The organism is Shewanella sp., from assembly GCF_047975355.1.
Lineage (GTDB): Bacteria > Pseudomonadota > Gammaproteobacteria > Enterobacterales > Shewanellaceae > Shewanella.
This window is the reverse complement of the sequence record NZ_JBKEDJ010000028.1, coordinates 141,477-159,175: the sequence shown is the minus strand read 5'-3', so window position 1 is coordinate 159,175 and position 17,699 is coordinate 141,477. Positions and strand designations below refer to the sequence as shown.

8 protein-coding genes are annotated in these 17,699 nt (G+C 51.4%); 7 read left to right on the top strand and 1 reads right to left on the bottom strand.

What is annotated here, in order from left to right:
• The 7 genes from ACK5NH_RS10060 to ACK5NH_RS10030 all read left to right on the top strand — a co-directional run.
• Positions 1-3,074, top strand: a 3,074-nt coding sequence (locus ACK5NH_RS10060; RefSeq protein ID WP_416919716.1) for an SDR family NAD(P)-dependent oxidoreductase, incomplete at its 5' end; no start/stop codon positions are given.
• A 113-nt stretch (positions 3,075-3,187) separates the two neighbouring features.
• Entirely contained in the window at positions 3,188-5,452 is a 2,265-nt protein-coding gene (locus ACK5NH_RS10055) for a PfaB family protein (protein WP_416919728.1), read from the top strand.
• Between the two features lie 8 nt (positions 5,453-5,460).
• A complete protein-coding gene (locus tag ACK5NH_RS10050) occupies positions 5,461-11,379 on the top strand; it encodes a beta-ketoacyl synthase N-terminal-like domain-containing protein (protein WP_416919726.1) in 5,919 nt (1,972 codons plus the stop codon).
• Positions 11,380-11,523: 144 nt separating this feature from the next.
• On the top strand, positions 11,524-13,158 hold the full coding sequence (pfaD, locus tag ACK5NH_RS10045; protein ID WP_416919714.1) for an eicosapentaenoate synthase subunit PfaD: 1,635 nt from the start codon (positions 11,524-11,526) through the stop codon (positions 13,156-13,158).
• Positions 13,159-13,834: 676 nt separating this feature from the next.
• Positions 13,835-14,011, top strand: coding sequence for a DUF1328 domain-containing protein (locus ACK5NH_RS10040; protein WP_416919712.1), 177 nt, complete (start codon positions 13,835-13,837; stop codon positions 14,009-14,011).
• 22 nt (positions 14,012-14,033) lie between these two features.
• Positions 14,034-14,228 (top strand): hypothetical protein, encoded by a 195-nt coding sequence (locus tag ACK5NH_RS10035; RefSeq protein WP_023267356.1) that lies wholly within the window; start codon positions 14,034-14,036, stop codon positions 14,226-14,228.
• Positions 14,229-14,382: 154 nt separating this feature from the next.
• Complete coding sequence (locus ACK5NH_RS10030; RefSeq protein ID WP_416919710.1) at positions 14,383-16,074, top strand: diacylglycerol kinase family protein; 1,692 nt, start codon at positions 14,383-14,385, stop codon at positions 16,072-16,074.
• Positions 16,075-16,188: 114 nt separating this feature from the next.
• Here ACK5NH_RS10030 and ACK5NH_RS10025 read toward each other — a convergent pair whose 3' ends face one another.
• On the bottom strand, positions 16,189-17,601 hold the full coding sequence (locus tag ACK5NH_RS10025; RefSeq protein WP_416919707.1) for a sigma-54 interaction domain-containing protein: 1,413 nt from the start codon (positions 17,599-17,601) through the stop codon (positions 16,189-16,191).
• Positions 17,602-17,699: the final 98 nt, after the last annotated feature.

The following is a 17,699-nucleotide window of genomic DNA, read 5'->3' as shown; positions in this document are numbered from 1 at the left end:
GTCGCACCCTAGGGGAATTTGTCTCGCTCTTTCGCCAAGCGACTCCTGCAACAGCTACTGCACAATTCAGCCATGCGACACAATGTGCAGTAGCCACAACCGCGGCGGTTTCTAATGGCGAGATTGAACGCACTATGATGGCGGTTGTAGCCGACAAGACCGGCTATCCCGTTGAAATGCTCGAACTAAGCATGGATATGGAAGCGGACCTTGGTATCGACTCCATTAAGCGCGTGGAAATTTTAGGCACGGTACAGGACGAATTACCGAACCTGCCAGAACTGAGCCCAGAGGATTTAGCCGAGTGTCGCACCTTGGGTGAAATTGTCGCCCTCTATGCTGGTTCGCAATCATCAAGTAAGGCGCAACAGCCAAACCATGCTGCGCCAATTCAAGAGGCAATTGCAGAAACCGTCGAGGACACCATCGACCTGCCGCCCCATAGTGAGGTGATGCTAAAAAAGTTGCCAGCGGCGGCTGAGTTAGCGCGCATCATAGCAACTAGCGATGTTCAACTGACGGCAAACAGTTACGTCGTTATCGGCGACGATGGCCACAACGCGGGGGTGATTGCCGAAAAGCTTCACGCCCAAGGCGTTAAGGTCGCGGTTGTACGCTCACCGAAAACGGTTGTGACCAGCGCATCACCACTCGATAGCCATATTGCCAGCTTCACGCTGGAGGCGATTGATGATGAAAGCATTTGTGAGGTCATCAATCAGATTGAAGCGCTTGGCCAAATCGCCGGTTTTATTCATCTGCAGCCACAGTATAAGTCCGTTGCCGATAAAGGTGCTGGCTTAGTGCTGGCAGACGACGCCAAAGCCTCGGTCGAGCAAGCCTTCTTGTTCGCCAAGCACTTACAACCGCTGTTAACTGAGCGCGACCACTGCCGCTTTGTCACCGTCAGCCGTATCGACGGTGGCTTTGGCTATATCGGCATGAACGAGTTGGCTGGCGCTCTAATTAACCAGAGTGAACTCAACCAAGCGGCGCTCTCTGGGCTCACTAAAACCTTAAATCACGAGTGGCCGGGAGTGGTCTGCCGCGCGCTGGATATCGCGCCAAACTTGGACGCTAAGACGGTCGCCAATGCGGTAGTGCAGGAATACTACTTCCAAGATGCGCCAGTCGAAGTCGGTATTGATAGCGAGCTTGAGCGCACCACCTTAGTCGCGGGCAATGCCGTGCTTCGCCGCAGTGGCGCGTCTCTCTCGTCTGCGGACAAAATCCTCGTCACAGGCGGCGCTAAGGGTGTCACCTTCGAGTGCGCCTTAAGTTTAGCGAAACACTGCAAGGCACATTTTATCCTCGCGGGTCGCAGCGCCCATCAGGGGATCCCCACTTGGGCTCTGGGTAAAAATCGCAACGAGCTGAAAGCAGCAGCCATTGCACATCTGCAAAGCCTGGGTGATAAACCCACACCAAAACAAGTGGATGCCTTAGTTTGGCCAGTACAAAGCAGCCTTGAAATCAGCCATGCCTTGCAGGCCTTTGAAGCAGTGGGCGCCAGCGCCGAATACTTAAGCCTGGATGTTAACGATCCTGCCGCCATTGCCAGCACTATTGCGCCTATCAGCGCCCTATCGCCCATCACGGGGATTATCCACGGCGCGGGCGTACTTGCCGATAAACATATTCAAGACAAAACCTTAAGTGAACTTGAACGCGTTTATGGCACTAAGGTGACCGGACTTAACAATCTGCTGTCGGCACTGGATCTTAGCCAGTTAACACTCATCGCCCTGTTCTCTTCGGCGGCGGGTTTTTACGGCAATACCGGCCAGAGCGACTACGCCATGTCTAACGACATTCTCAACAAGGCTGCGCTGCAACTCGCGCAGCAATTGCCACAAGCCAAGGTGATGAGCTTTGACTGGGGTCCTTGGGATGGCGGCATGGTCAATCCTGCGCTGAAAAAGATGTTTATCGACCGCGGGGTCTATGTCATTCCACTCAAAGCCGGTGCCGAGTTATTTGCCAGCCAATTATTGAGTGATACAGGGGCGCAGCTGTTGGTCGGAACCGATATGCAGGGCAATACCGCTAATACTGTTGAAGCTGCATCAGCAAAAAAGCCTGAAGCGGATCTAACCATGGCGTTAGATCCGCAGCCTATGGCCCAAACGGTGCAGCAAAGCATTCGCGTCATGCGCAGCCTCGACCCTAAACGCATGAGCTTTATTGAGGATCATTGCATCAACGGTCATGCGGTGTTGCCAACGGTGTGCGCCATCGATTGGATGCGTGAGGCCGCCAAGGCCCATTTAGGTAAGGCGGTGAGTGTCAGCGATTATCGACTGCTCAAGGGAATAATCTTCGATGAGGCGCTGCTTGCCCGCGATGCGCCTATTGAGCTCGAATTGATGCTCACGCTGCTTACTGACACTACACAACAATCGACAGAGACGTTAACCGCGCTGATTAGCTTTGAAGGTCGTCCGCAGTATCAGGCGGTGTTAGTGGCGCAGACGGATGACACGCCAGACGAGCAGCGTTTCGAGGTTGGCGAGTTGCATTCTCTGATGGAGGAGATGGTACTGCAACCCGCTATCGCGAACCGCGAATTGCTCTACAGCGATGGCACACTGTTCCATGGCCCAAGACTGCAAGGCATAAGCGAAGTACTCGCCTTTGATGACCAGCAGCTCATAGCTAAGGTAGCACTGCCAGCGGTGGCCATAGATGACTGCGGCGAGTTTGCACCCAATCTTGAGGATAAAGGCACACAACCCTTTGCCGAAGATCTGTTATTGCAGGCCATGCTCGTGTGGGCGCGCCTTAAATATCAAGCGGCAAGCTTACCCAGTGCCATTGGCGAGTTTGTGTCCTATTCGCCCTTAGGTTTTGGCGAGAAGGCAGTATTAGTGCTGGATGTTATCAAGCATTCGTCCCGTTCACTTGAAGCCAATATTGCGCTCTATCATCAAGATGGCCGATTAAGCTGCGCAATGAAACGGGCCAAGGTCACAGTCAGTAAGACGCTCAACCAAGCGTTTTTGGCCAATAAACCTCAGCAACAGGTGCAAGAGCAGGCAGTCGCCCAAAGCTCGGCCGAGGTAAGTGTTAAGTGACACTCGACCCAAGCGCGCATGCCGCATTAAACTGCTCGCCTGCCAAGCCACTGCGTATTGCACTGTGGCTTGGTGATGCGTGGCTTAGTGATGCTCAACTTGGCAGTACTGGAATGCAGGCAGCGCTTAGCCCTACTCAAACTGATTTTACTGCGCTACAGCGCCTGCTGGACTCTCGGGTGCGGCTTAATGTCGAAGATAAACCATTAACCAATGAGCCGAAAGATGAGCCCACCTTGGTTGACTTACTCAACGAGCAACTCGTCCATATTGCGCAAAAACAACTTGTTGAAATTCGCTTTGAATATCAGCAACAAATCCGCAGCCTGTATCTGCTCGATGGGCTGATGGCTGCGCAGTTACACCTGCATGCCGAGGCTTATATTTCAGCATTAGCGCAAATTCAAGCTGAAACACCTGCAGAAAAAAATACAAATACTATCAATACAAATACAGTCGAGCGCTGCTTAAACAGCGCTTTTAGCTTGGCGAAACGCGATTGTACTCAGGCGGTAAATTGCTACGCGGATGCAGGCAATCTTGCCAGTCAGTTGAATGTACTAGCTCAAGCGGTTGAGGCATTAAGTCATCGAACGCTAGCAGGTATTACACCAATGCTTGACGCGACTGATGCAGCACAACTTGCTGAACAACACGCTGAACTGCGCGCTGAAAAGCCAGTAAAAACCGCGGAGCTAGGCTATTGGTTTACCAAGCCCCATCAGGCAAGGGTATTAAGCCTAAATCTCTTGGGTAAGCCCCCTCAAGCGAGCACCGCCCAAAGCCTTATCTTAACCCAAGGCACTCGGCTTATCCCTCAGCCTTTGCTCAATGCCAATAGACTGTTTATTCCCATTAGCGGCAATACACTTGAATCTTTAACAATTGAGTTGTCGCAATTGATTGATTCATTGAATTTATCGGCAAGCTTTCCCGATACGGATTGGCTTAGTACCCAAGGCAATGATTGGTTTGAGCGTTATCAAGCACAGGATAAATTAGCCCTAGTGCTGATGGCAGGCTCCCTTGAGGAGTTAATGCAAGAAGCCAAGGCGATGCGCGCTTATATTGAAAAGACGCAACAGACTCCAGTGCCAACGCCATCGGCCAATCTAGCCTTTAAGACCCCTGCGGGCAGTTATTTTACAGCCTCGCCCCTCGGCGATACGGGCTTAACCTTTGTCTATCCAGGGGTTGGCACAGTTTATCCGAATATGTTCAGTGACTTGCATGGCTATTTCCCTGAGCTTTATCGCGAGCTTGAACGCGAGGGCGATTTAGCCGCCATGCTGCAGGCCGAGGCGATTTACCAAAGCGCTGCATACGCCAAAAGTGCCGTTGATGTAAAAAGTGCTGTTGATTTAAAAGACTCGGCAGACATGAGCTTAAGCCAGCTTGCGATTAGCGGTGTTGGCGCCAGTTACCTTTTTAGTCGGCTGCTGACTCGAGTCTTTAATATCCAACCGCAACTCGCTCTGGGCTATTCCATGGGTGAAGCGGCCATGTGGGCTAGTTTGGATATTTGGCAAACGCCACACGCCCTAATTAACGCCACCCAAAACAGCGCCATCTTCAATCAGGAGATTTCAGGCCCACTGCTTGCGGTGCGTCGCGATTGGCAATTGAGTGAAGATGCTCCGCTAGTGTGGAATAGCTTTTTAGTGCGCGCCTCTCGTGCCGAAATTAATGCCATGCTCCCTGATTGTCCACGGGTTTATCTGGCCATCGAACAGGGCGATACCAGTATTATCGCAGGCTGCGAAGCAAGCTGCTTACAACTCCTTGCAAGGCTGGGTAAGCGTGGCATTGCCAGCAATAAAGTCACCGCCATGCATACTCCGCCCTCGCAGTCACAGCACAGTGCAATCCAAAGGTTTTATACCTTAGGCTTAAAGACGAATACCTGCGAGACTCAGGTGCGTTTTATTAGCTCGGCGCAGCAAAGCGCCGTCAATATCGACAGCCAAAGCATTGCCAAGAGTATTGCCGACACCTTTTGCGCGCCGCTCAATTTTACCACGCTGATTAACACCGCGTATCACCAAGGTGCGCGCTTATTTGTTGAGGTGGGCGCCGATCGTCAAACCAGCACACTTATCGATAAAATCGGCCGACAACTTGAGTTGGACGCCGATGGCACTCAAACACAGGGGCAACCGATATTTGCCATGGCATGCAATGCCAAGGGCAGCGATACGAGCACCAGTTTACTCAAATGCTTAGCTCAACTTATCAGCCATAGAGTGCCACTCTCCCTTGCGCCGCTAATGCCTCAATCGGCAGATAAGACTACAGCGAAAACGATAGCGCCACATTCTGCCAGCGCCAGCGCATTAGGCCATTATTCAAACGTATTCCAAGAAGGAGAACCCCTTTGAGTTCTCAAATGCATGCTCACCCCACTCTGCAACACAACACCGCTGTGCTAAACGACCAGAGCCAAAACTCACAGGCAATGCCAAAGATTGCCATCGTCGGACTTGCCGTTCAGTATCCCGATGCCGACACACCGGAGCAGTTTTGGCAAAATCTGCTGGATAAAAAAGACTCCCGCAGCCAAATCGATGCGGCCAAACTCAATGCTAATCCAGCGGATTACCAAGGTGTTCAAGGCCAAGCCGACCGTTTTTATTGCGATAAGGGCGGCTATATCCGCCACTTTCGTTTTGACCCACAGGGTTATCAGTTGCCGCCGACGGCCTTTAAGGGACTCGATGAAAGCTTTTTATGGGCATTAGATTGCAGTAAAAAAGCCCTGCTGGATGCGGGTGTGGATTTAACGGCGCCATTGCTTGAACGCACAGGGATAGTGATGGGCACGCTGTCGTTCCCGACCGCAAGCTCCAATGAGCTGTTTTTACCGATTTACCATCAAGCGGTTGAAAAGGCATTAAAAACCAAGCTTAATCAACCCGAATTTGCTCTAGAGTCCTTCGCTAATGGTTCGATTGCGGGCACGCAACAGGCCGCCAATGGCGCCATCGCCCACACGGCGTCTAAGTTGTTAAGCGATGCCCTCGGCCTTGGTGGCGCACAACTCAGCCTCGATGCCGCCTGCGCCAGCTCTGTCTATGCCCTCAAATTGGCCTGCGATTATTTAACTACGGGCAAGGCTGATATGATGCTCGCGGGCGCGGTATCGGGCGCCGATCCCTTCTTTATCAATATGGGATTCTCGATTTTCCACGCCTATCCAGACCATGGGATTTCGGCGCCTTTCGATAGCAATAGCAAAGGCTTATTCGCAGGCGAAGGCGCAGGCGTATTAGTGCTTAAGCGTTTAGAGGATGCCGAGCGCGATGGTGATAATATCTATGCCGTGGTCAGTGGTATTGGTTTATCGAACGATGGCAAAGGCCAATTTGTCTTAAGCCCCAACAGTAAGGGTCAAGTGCAAGCCTTCGAGCGCGCCTATGCCGCCGCTAACACGCATCCGAGCAATATCGAAGTGATTGAATGCCATGCCACCGGCACGCCGCTGGGGGATAAGGTTGAGCTCACCTCGATGGAGCGTTTTTTCGAAGATAAACTCGGCGGCACTAAAGCGCCGCTGATAGGTTCGGCTAAATCCAACCTTGGGCATTTGCTCACAGCTGCCGGCATGCCTGGGATCATGAAAATGATCTTCGCCATGCGTTCAGGGCAGCTGCCGGCGAGTATCAACCTCAAGGCGCCGATTTCATCACCTAAGGGATTGTTTAGCGGTAATAATATTCCCACTCAGCTGCAGACTTGGCCCGATAAAACCGGCAACGATCGTCGCCATGCGGGGGTATCTGTATTTGGTTTTGGCGGCTGTAATGCCCATTTGTTGTTGGAATCCTATCAACCAACAGCGCACAGCGCCGAGAAGCAAGCCAACAAACCTGCTTATCAGCAGCAAGCATTAACCGTTATCGGTATGGCGTCGCACTTTGGGCCTTTGGCCTCCATCAATGCGCTGGATAATGCGCTATTAGCTCAAACGGATGCCTTTATCCCACTGCCAGCTAAACGATGGAAAGGCTTAGATAAACACCCCGATATCCTTAACCAATTTGGCCTAAATCGCGCGCCCAAAGGCGCCTATATCGAACAGTTTGACTTCGACTTTTTGCGCTTTAAAGTGCCGCCCAATGAGGATGACAGGCTTATCTCCCAGCAATTGTTGCTGATCAAAGTCGCCGACGAAGCGATTCGCGATGCCAAGTTAATCGCAGGCAGCAAGGTCGCCGTGTTAGTGGCGATGGAAACCGAGCTCGAACTGCACCAAGTCCGTGGCCGCGTGAATTTGCACACTCAACTTGCGAATAGCTTAAAGAAACAAGGCGTTCACCTCTCCAATGATGAATACCTCGCCCTCGAAGCCATCGCCATGGACAGCGTGCTCGATGCAGCCAAGCTCAATCAATACACCAGCTTTATTGGCAATATTATGGCGTCGCGCATCGCCTCGCTGTGGAATTTTAACGGCCCGGCGTTTACCATTTCAGCCGCCGAGCAATCGGTCGCTCGCTGTATCGATGTGGCGCAAAACTTACTGTCCCAAGAGGCACTCGATGGCGTAGTGATTGCCGCCGTGGATTTAAGCGGCAGTGTTGAACAGATCATATTGAAAAATGCTCAAGCCGCCGTAGATCTCGATGCCGACAGCGCGAATCCACAGTGGAAGGTGGGTGAAGGCGCGGGCGCTATCGTGCTGACAAACCAGCAGGCGAGTAAGAGTGATCAAACGGGTTACGGGAACATTCTAGGTCAAGCATTTGGCACAAATCATCAGCTGCCCAAGCTGCTTGATTCGCTGATAACCGAAACGGCTGTCACCAATCCTTCTATGCCTTCTGCCATCCATATGGTTGAGCAATGTATTGCCCCAGAAGAGCAACTACCAGCGGAGCAGCTATTAGCGCAGCTTAATCTTATGGGGACGCCATGCAGCCGAGTCGCCAACACCCTTGGACATAACTTTGCCGCTGCGGGTATGGCCAGTCTTCTGAGTGCCCTGTTAAGCCTAAAGAACGGGTCTGCGGGTTCAGATAAATACTCCGCTAAACAGGCATTAGTCTCCTCCCAAAGCCAAGGCGTGAGCTCGCTGCTGCTGTTAAGCCAGACTGCAACGCAGGCGGCACAACTAGAACAGCGCCTTGAGCAGGACTTAACCCTAAGTGAGCAAAAGCATTTAATCAAACCCGTGACGCTCGGTGGCCGCGATATCTATCAACATATTATGGATACGCCACTGCCCGCACTTGCCGCCATCCAAGGCAAAATGCGCCAGTTGCAGCCTGTAGCCCAACAGTCGAGACAAACTAAGCCCACAGAACAAGCAGCACTTGATATCAGGGCTGAAAACGCCACCCCATTTGCCACACCAATAGCTGTAGAGATCGGTATGTCATCTAACGCACCACGCCAATATCTGGCGGCACCCTTGGCGCTGGATTGCGCGGCACTGTTGCAAAACCAGCAATTGGCCCGCGAGGCGCACTTAGCCTTTTTACAGAGCCGTGAGCAAGGGCTCAAACTGGCCGATGCGCTGTTAAAGGCGCAATTATCCCAGACGACACAAGTGGGTGCTGTTGCACCCCATGTTGCCAGCAGCGCCAATGCCGCTCCCATTGCTGCGCAGCAAGCTGTATCAATCCCAGAATTAAAACCAGAACTAAAACCAGAGTTAAAACCTGATCACGCGAATGTTGTCCCCTATACACCGCCTATTCCTGCGGCTAAGCCCTGCATTTGGAACTATCAGGATTTGGTGGAATACGCCGAGGGTGACATTGCCAAGGTCTTTGGCGACGATTATGCCATTATCGACAGCTACGCACGCCGCGTGCGTCTGCCGACCTCGGATTATCTTCTGGTCTCGCGGGTGACTAAGCTCAATGCGCAAATGAACCGCTATCAGCCGAGCACTATGACCACAGAGTACGACATTCCCGTGGATGCGCCCTTCTTGGTCGATGGCCAAATTCCTTGGGCGGTGGCGGTCGAATCGGGTCAGTGCGACTTAATGCTGATCAGTTACTTAGGTATCGATTTTGAAAATAAAGGCGAGCGCGTCTATCGCCTGCTCGACTGCACCCTCACCTTCCTTGGGGATCTGCCCCGCGGCGGTGATACCCTGCGCTATGATATCTCCATCAACCACTTTGCCCGCAATGGCGATACCCTGCTGTTTTTCTTCTCCTACGAATGCTTCGTGGGCGATAAGCTGATCCTCAAGATGGACGGCGGCTGCGCGGGATTTTTTACCGATAAAGAACTGGCCGATGGCAAAGGGGTGATCCGCACCGAGGCCGAAATTAAGCTGCGCGAGCAGGCACAAATTGCACTGGCCAATGAGTATGCGCGAAACGGCAATAAGCCGCGCTTCACACCGCTACTTAACTGCGCGCAAACGGCCTTTAGCTACGGCCAAATCCACCGTCTACTGAGCGCCGACATTGGCGGCTGTTTCGGCGGTGAACATGCGGCCCATCAGGCAAAGTTTGGTCTCCAGCCTTCACTGTGCTTCGCCTCGGAAAAATTCCTGATGATCGAGCAAGTCAGCAAGCTCGAAGTGCATGGCGGCGCATGGGGCTTAGGCTTGATTGAAGGTCACAAGCAATTAGCCCCCGACCATTGGTATTTCCCCTGCCATTTCAAGGGCGACCAAGTGATGGCTGGCTCCCTCATGGCTGAGGGTTGTGGCCAGTTACTGCAATTCTTTATGCTGCATATTGGTATGCACGCTAATACACAAGCAGGTGGCGTCACAAACGGTCGTTTCCAACCCCTTGAAAACGCATCGCAAAAAGTACGCTGCCGCGGTCAGGTATTGCCACAATCTGGCACGCTCACCTATCGCATGGAAGTCACCGAAATTGGCATGAGTCCTCGCCCCTATGCCAAGGCGAATATCGATATCCTGCTCAATGGCAAAGTGGTGGTGGATTTCCAAAACCTCGGGGTGATGATTAAAGAAGAAGCGGATTGCACCCGCTATTCGCAAAGCAGTCCTTTGCAGAACCGCTCTTTACAGGGTAATGATACCCAAGCAGCAAATATCGACAACCAAGCAGAACAAGCGCCGCTGATGGCGCAAATCCCTGATGTTGCCGCTCCCGTGAATAAAGGCGTTGTGCCACTTAAACATGTGAGTGCGCCGATTGCGCCAGCAGGCTCTAAGTACGCCAACCGCGTGCCCGACACCCTGCCGTTTACGCCTTACCATTTGTTTGAATTTGCCACCGGCGATATTGAAAACTGCTTCGGCCCCGATTTTAGTATTTACCGTGGCTTAATCCCGCCGCGCACGCCCTGTGGCGATCTGCAACTCACCACCCGAGTGGTCTCCATTGAGGGCAAGCGTGGGGAGCTGAAAAAGCCATCCTCCTGTATTGCCGAGTATGAAGTGCCCAGCAACGCGTGGTATTACGCTAAAAACAGTCACCCGAGCGTAATGCCTTACTCTGTGCTGATGGAAATATCATTGCAGCCCAATGGCTTTATCTCGGGTTATATGGGCACGACCTTAGGCTTCCCGGGGCAGGAGTTATTCTTTCGCAACCTCGATGGCAGTGGCAAGTTACTGCGCGAAGTGGATTTACGCGGTAAGACCATAGTCAACGATTCGCGCCTGCTGTCCACAGTGATTGCTGGCAGCAATATCATTCAAAACTTTAGTTTCGAACTGAGCTGCGATGGCGAGCCCTTCTACCGTGGTAATGCGGTTTTCGGTTACTTTAAGGCCGATGCGCTCAAAAACCAGTTGGGTATCGACAATGGTAAAATCACCCAAGCGTGGCATATTGAGCGCGGTATAAAAGCCGACAGCCAAATCAATCTGTTAGATAAAAACGGCCGCAGTTTTGTCGCGCCGCAGGGCAAACCACACTACCGCCTCGCGGGTGGTCAGCTGAACTTTATCGACAAGGCTGAGATTGTAAAAACTGGCGGTAAGAAGGGTCTGGGATACTTGTACGCCGAGCGCACCATTGACCCGAGCGATTGGTTCTTCCAGTTCCATTTCCATCAGGATCCGGTGATGCCAGGCTCCCTCGGCGTCGAGGCGATTATCGAATTACTGCAAACCTATGCCATAGACCAAGACCTAGGTGCAGGCTTCAATAATCCGAAATTTGGCCAAATTCTGTCAGAAATTAAATGGAAGTATCGCGGTCAAATTAATCCATTAAACAAACAGATGTCACTGGATGTGCATATCACCAGCATTGAAGATAAACACGGTAAACGCATCATCAAGGGCGATGCCAACCTGAGTAAGGATAGCCTGCGCATTTATGAGGTGACCGATATCGCTATCTGCATAGAAGAGGCATAGCGCTAGCGCCTACATTGCAGCTTTAACCACAGTTAGCTTAAGAGCAATTAGCTTAAAAACAGCACACAACAGCCGCAGCCAAGGGAATAACCCCACTGCGGCAAACCAATTCAGGCCCCAAACACCCAAAAGTGAAAAGCCCAAATGACGAATACTACACTCGATAATAAAAAACTCAGTCCTTGGCCATGGCAGGTTGATGAAGCCGCCATCAGTTTCGATATCGATTCCCTTGGCAAAAAACTTAAAGATCTCAATCAAGCCTGTTACTTAGTCAATCATGCCGAAAAAGGCTTAGGCATAGCCCAAAGCGCCGAGGTGGTGGGCCTTGCGGATACAGCCGCCAGCAATGGTTTGCATCCTGTGAGTGCTTTCGCCCCCGCCCTTGGCACTCAAAGCTTGGGCGACAGTAATTTTCGCCGCGTGCATGGGGTGAAATACGCCTACTACGCTGGCGCCATGGCCAACGGTATCGCCTCGGAAGAGTTAGTTATTGCACTAGGTCAGGCGGGCATTTTGTGCTCCTTTGGCGCGGCAGGGTTAATCCCATCGCGCGTTGAAGCCGCAATTAAACGCATTCAAACGGCATTGCCCAATGGCCCCTACGCCTTTAACCTCATTCACAGCCCGAGCGAGCCAGCGCTTGAGCGTGGCAGTGTCGAACTCTTCCTTAAGCATCAAGTGCGTACGGTTGAGGCTTCGGCCTTCTTGGGCTTAACGCCGCAAATCGTCTATTACCGCGCCGCAGGTCTGAGTCGCGATGCCAACGGCGAGATTGTGATTGGCAATAAAGTGATTGCCAAAATCAGCCGCACCGAGGTGGCCACCAAGTTTATGGAGCCCGCCCCCGTTAAGATGCTGCAACAATTAGTGAACGAAGGGCTTATCAGCGAAGATCAAATGTTGATGGCGCAATCTGTCCCTATGGCCGATGACATTACCGCCGAAGCCGACTCAGGCGGCCATACCGACAATCGCCCTTTGGTCACATTATTGCCGACCATTTTGGCGCTCAAAGATACCATTCAAGCCAAGTACCAATACAAAACGCCGATCCGTGTGGGCGCAGGTGGGGGTATCGGCACGCCCGATGCGGCGCTGGCAACCTTCAATATGGGCGCGGCCTATATTGTCACTGGCTCAATCAACCAAGCCTGTGTTGAGGCCGGAGCCAGCGAACATACCCGTAAATTACTCGCCACCACCGAAATGGCCGATGTGACTATGGCGCCCGCCGCCGATATGTTCGAAATGGGCGTTAAGTTACAAGTGGTTAAGCGCGGTACCCTATTTCCGATGCGCGCCAATAAACTCTACGAGATTTACACCCGCTACGACTCGATTGAGGCGATCCCGACAGAGGAAAGACAAAAGCTGGAAGAGCAAGTGTTTCGTGCCTCATTAGATGAGATTTGGGCAGGCACTGTAGCGCACTTTAATGAGCGCGATCCTAAGCAAATTGAGCGCGCGCTGGATAACCCAAAACGCAAAATGGCACTGATTTTCCGCTGGTATTTGGGTCTTTCGAGCCGCTGGTCAAACACCGGTGAAGTTGGCCGCGAAATGGATTACCAAATTTGGGCAGGCCCTGCCCTCGGTGCCTTTAATGCCTGGGCAAAAGGTAGTTATTTAGATGATTACCGCGAGCGCAATGCGGTCGATTTGGCTAAACATTTAATGCAGGGCGCCGCCTATCAAGCACGGATTAACCTGTTGTTATCCCAAGGGGTAAGTATTCCGGTCAGCTTGCAACGCTGGAAACCACTGCAACGCTGCTAATGCAAGGCTGCTAATGCGATTGGTTAAAGCTGATTGAGCGGGTTAAGTGAAAACTTGACCCGCTTTTTTGGGTTAAATTTTGGGGTTTCATTTTTGGTTCGATTACGGGTTCAGCTTCCGCTCGGCATAGTTGCTTTTAATCAATCGAATACATAATGCCAAAAGCCGATTGGAGTTCCGTTTCCGCTCCGCATTGTCACTTCAGTGGCGCGCCGTAAACCCATCCTTGGGGGCTCAACGGAAAAATCCCTTTTCCCGATGCCCACAGCCGTGACAATGCTCGCCTACAAACTATCAAATACATACGGCCTGATTTTAAAATGGATTACAGAAACAAACTTTGATGGACGAGATTTCCCCCTCGATTTCCCTACTGCAACTCTTACCGAATCGCAGGTAAAAATTGCCTATCACGCTTATATCAGTCAATACTCCCGTCAATACAGCATTTAAAAATAATCTTAATATTCAATAAATTAAATTAAAATCTCAAAGTTGGCATTAAGCTCGCAATATCCCCTTTGTGAGTTTATTGCGGGATTGAGTGATAACGGGATGTAAGACGTAACCTAGCTCACTCAACTAGCTCTCAACAACGAACTCCACTAGCTCGCTCGACGTAAACATGCAGAGTGAAAGTAGACAGAAAACCGAAATAAAGACAAAGGAGGTGGCTATGTTAGGTTGGACCTTAATGTTTCTGGTTGTGGCCATTATCGCCGGACTGTTTGGATTTACGGGGATCGCTGGCGCCGCAGCGGGGATCGCAAAGATTATTTTCTTCCTATTTATTGTATTACTTGTGATTTCCCTGCTGGTGAGCGCCCTTAAGGGCAAGGCACCACGCGCTTAAATTGGATAAAAGGAGAATCGATATGAAACCTATGACCATAATTACCACCGCATTTTTAGCTTTATTATTAACCTTTGGACTGTCAGCCTGTAGCGACAACCACGCCGAGGACGCAGGCGAAAAAATCGATGAAGCCATCACAGATACTGGCAATGCGATTGAAGATGCCTGTGAAGAACTGAAAGAAGGCGTTAAAGCGAAAGATACCCGCTGCTAGGACGATTGACGGAGAGTAGATAGTCCCGCAAACGAGCCCATCAGGGGAACCACAGTTCAAGTGAGTACCACCGAGCCACTTTATCGCGACAGCCATTGGTTACGATAAAGTGGGTTTCCCTGAGGCTCGCCGCTTATAAATGGAGGAGATGCCAATGCTGAGTAGGATCCACATTAAGTATTTCTATCTGTTCGGAGCGCTGTTATTTGGCTATTTTGCCGTAACGGGGCACTCTCCCATTCTCACCTTTATTTGGGCATGGAGCAGCCTATCCCTCGCCCTTGTCGGCTCGGCCTATTGGTTTAATCTCGCCAGTATTTTTAGAAAACGTCAGGATGGATCCATCCCTTGGTATATCCGTTGGGGCTTTATTCCATTTTTATTAGGATGTCGACTCTATAATCTCTGGGCACGGCGCCGCGATAGCATGCCTTCAATGCAAGCTATTGATAAATATCTGTACTTGGGTAGCCGCTTAAGCGCTGCCGATTTACCTAAACTGAATCGTTATGGCATTACCGCCATTTTAGATGTCACCGCCGAATTCGACGGCCTCGATGTGTCCCTGTATGAGGAGCATATCGACTATCTAAATATCCCTATTCTTGATCACAGCGTACCGACTAGCGCCCAATTAAATCAGGCGATAAACTGGTTACATCGCCAAGTGCGCGCCCAAAAGCGGGTATTAATCCACTGCGCGCTCGGCCGCGGGCGTTCCGTGATGGTGCTGGCCGCCTATCTTGTGTGCCGCCGCCCCGAACTCAGTTTTGCCGAGGTGCTGCAACAGATTAAAAGCATTCGTAAAACCGCAGGGTTAAATCGCTGGCAACTTAAAGCGCTGGAGCAGATGTACACTCAAGGGGAAATCAAACTACATAAGCGAGCCTGGATTATCGCCAATCCCGTCTCTGGCGCGGGTAAATGGCAGAGCCATGGCGAACAAATTTGCACTGAACTGAAACGTTATTTTGAGGTGCAGTTAGCGCTCACCACACCAGAGATTAGCGCCCAAACCCAAACGAAAAAAGCACGGCTTCAGGGCGCCGATATCATTATCGCTTGCGGGGGCGATGGCACTGTCACTGAGGTCGCGGCGGAGATTATCGATACCGATATCACCTTAGGCATTGTCCCTCTAGGCACCACCAATGCCCTGTCACACGCCCTCTTTGGTTTAAGCAGTAAGCTGAATGCCGTCTCCCAAGCCCTTGATAATATTATCCAAGGCCAGACACAAACCATAGATACCGCGCGTTGCAATGAGCGACTGGTGTTACTGCTGGTCGGCATTGGGTTTGAGGAGCAAATGATTGAGTCGGCAAGCCGCGAGCGTAAAAATGCCCTCGGCCAACTCGCCTACCTCGATGGTTTGTGGCGCGCGGTGAACACCGACACCAACCTCGAGTTGCAGCTGACTTTAGATGACCAAGCCCCAATGACAGTGCAAACCCACAGCCTAGTGGTTGCCAATGCCGCACCTTTTACCAGCTTACTCGCCCAAGGTAAGGGTGAACCCAATATGACCGACGGCTTGTTGGATATCACTTGGTTGGATTCAAATAATGAGCCGAATGAACAGCTTATCAGTCTGGCTGAACTGGCTTTTACCGGCTGGATTAAAGAGGCCGCCAATAGCGACTCTGCGCCCTCGGCCAACACGGGTAAAGTGAAACATGCCCACGCTAAAAGGGTGAAGATCAGCAGTCAGCCCCCATGCAAGTATGTGATTGATGGCGAGATTTGTGAGCCGGAGGAACTCAATATCGATATCCTGCCCGCCTCTTTAAAAGTGTTTGTGCCCTATCAAGCGCAAAATGATGAACCTCAGTCAGAGCCCAAATAAGCTAACACATTCAGAATAAACTCTGAACCAAACTCTGAACCAAACTCTGAATCAAAGCTGAATCAAAAGCGGAATCAATGCATTAGCTTATTTTCAGGCATTTAATGTAGGTTACTACTTGGCGACGCTATTGCTAACGGAATCTTCGCTAACGGTATCAGCAACAACGGTTTGAGCATCTGACTCCTGCTCATATTTACTGAGCTTGTTATAGAGGGTTTTAACGCTGATCCCAAGCTGCTCGGCGGTGTCGGTCTTATTGCCCTGACTCGTTTCAAGCGCTTGGTAAATGGCGATTTTTTCTAGCTCCTCAAGGCGCATACCTTGGGGGATCACCACATTTTCCTCCGCTGCCGCCTCCTTATCCAAACTGGGCGTAAGCTGTAAATGCTCAGGGGTAATCTCATGGTCCGCCAAAATATAAGCGCGCTCGATGGCATGCTTTAACTCGCGCACATTTCCCGGCCAAGCGTGGGCCGCAATCGCCTCTAAACTTGAGGGCGAGAACACTTTACTCTGTTTTTCTGCCGCATTGCGATAGGCCAGAAAATGCTTCGCAAGTCCGACAATATCTTCCCCACGCTCCCGCAATGGCGGCACTTGAATGGGGAAATGCGCTAAGCGAAAGTACAAATCTTCCCGCAATTGTCCTTGCTCAATCGCCACTAAAGGATCGCGGTTTGTCGCCGCCACAATACGCACATTGGCCTTGAGCACCTTAGGGCTGCCGACTGGACGATATTCATTATTTTCGAGCACTCTTAATAGCTTAACTTGATGCTCTAGGGGCATTTCGGTGACTTCATCGAGGAATAAAGTGCCGCCTTCGGCCTGCTCAAATACCCCTTGATGATCGCGATTCGCGCCGGTAAAAGAACCTTTAACATGGCCGAAGAGTTCACTATCAACTAATTCTGGGCTCAAGGCGCCGCAGTTAATCGCAATATAGGGCTTATTCACCCGCGGGCTGGCTAAGTGAATGGTATTGGCGACCAGTTCTTTACCCGCGCCACTCTCGCCGATAATCAACACATTGCTCTCGGCGGCCGACACCCGGCGGATAGTGCGATACAAACGGTGCATAGGTAACGAGGAGCCCACCAGCAGACCATATTGGTCTAATTCGCTAGCAAAGGGGCGAATGCGCGTCGAAGTATTGGCAACCAGATGCTGGGCAAAATCCGCTAAGGTTTCGCACAGCAACGACATATCGATGGGCTTACGGAAATGGTAGCCCGCATATTTGGACAAGAGTTTATCGAGGTGAGGATTCGGCAGGCCATCGGAGAGGAAAATAAACTCCACATCCGCAATGGCGCTGGACTCGAGTAAGGCTAAGTAATCTTCACGGCTTAGACGGGGCAGCTCAATGATCGCCACATCGATACGATTGGCCTCCAGCTGACTAATCCAAGATAAATCATCGGTACTGCGTAGCTTGTTGTAGGTCTGCGCGCCCTCGAGCTGCACTAATGCCTGCTCGGTCTCGAAGTCCTGTAGATGATAGAAAAGCGTTGGTCGGATCATCTTGTGCCACTCCCTGTGAATGAAGCACCACTGTATGCCAGCCGTGAAACTTTAACAATCTCAACTGTAAGAGTTGCCGATAATAAGCGAGGCACTGG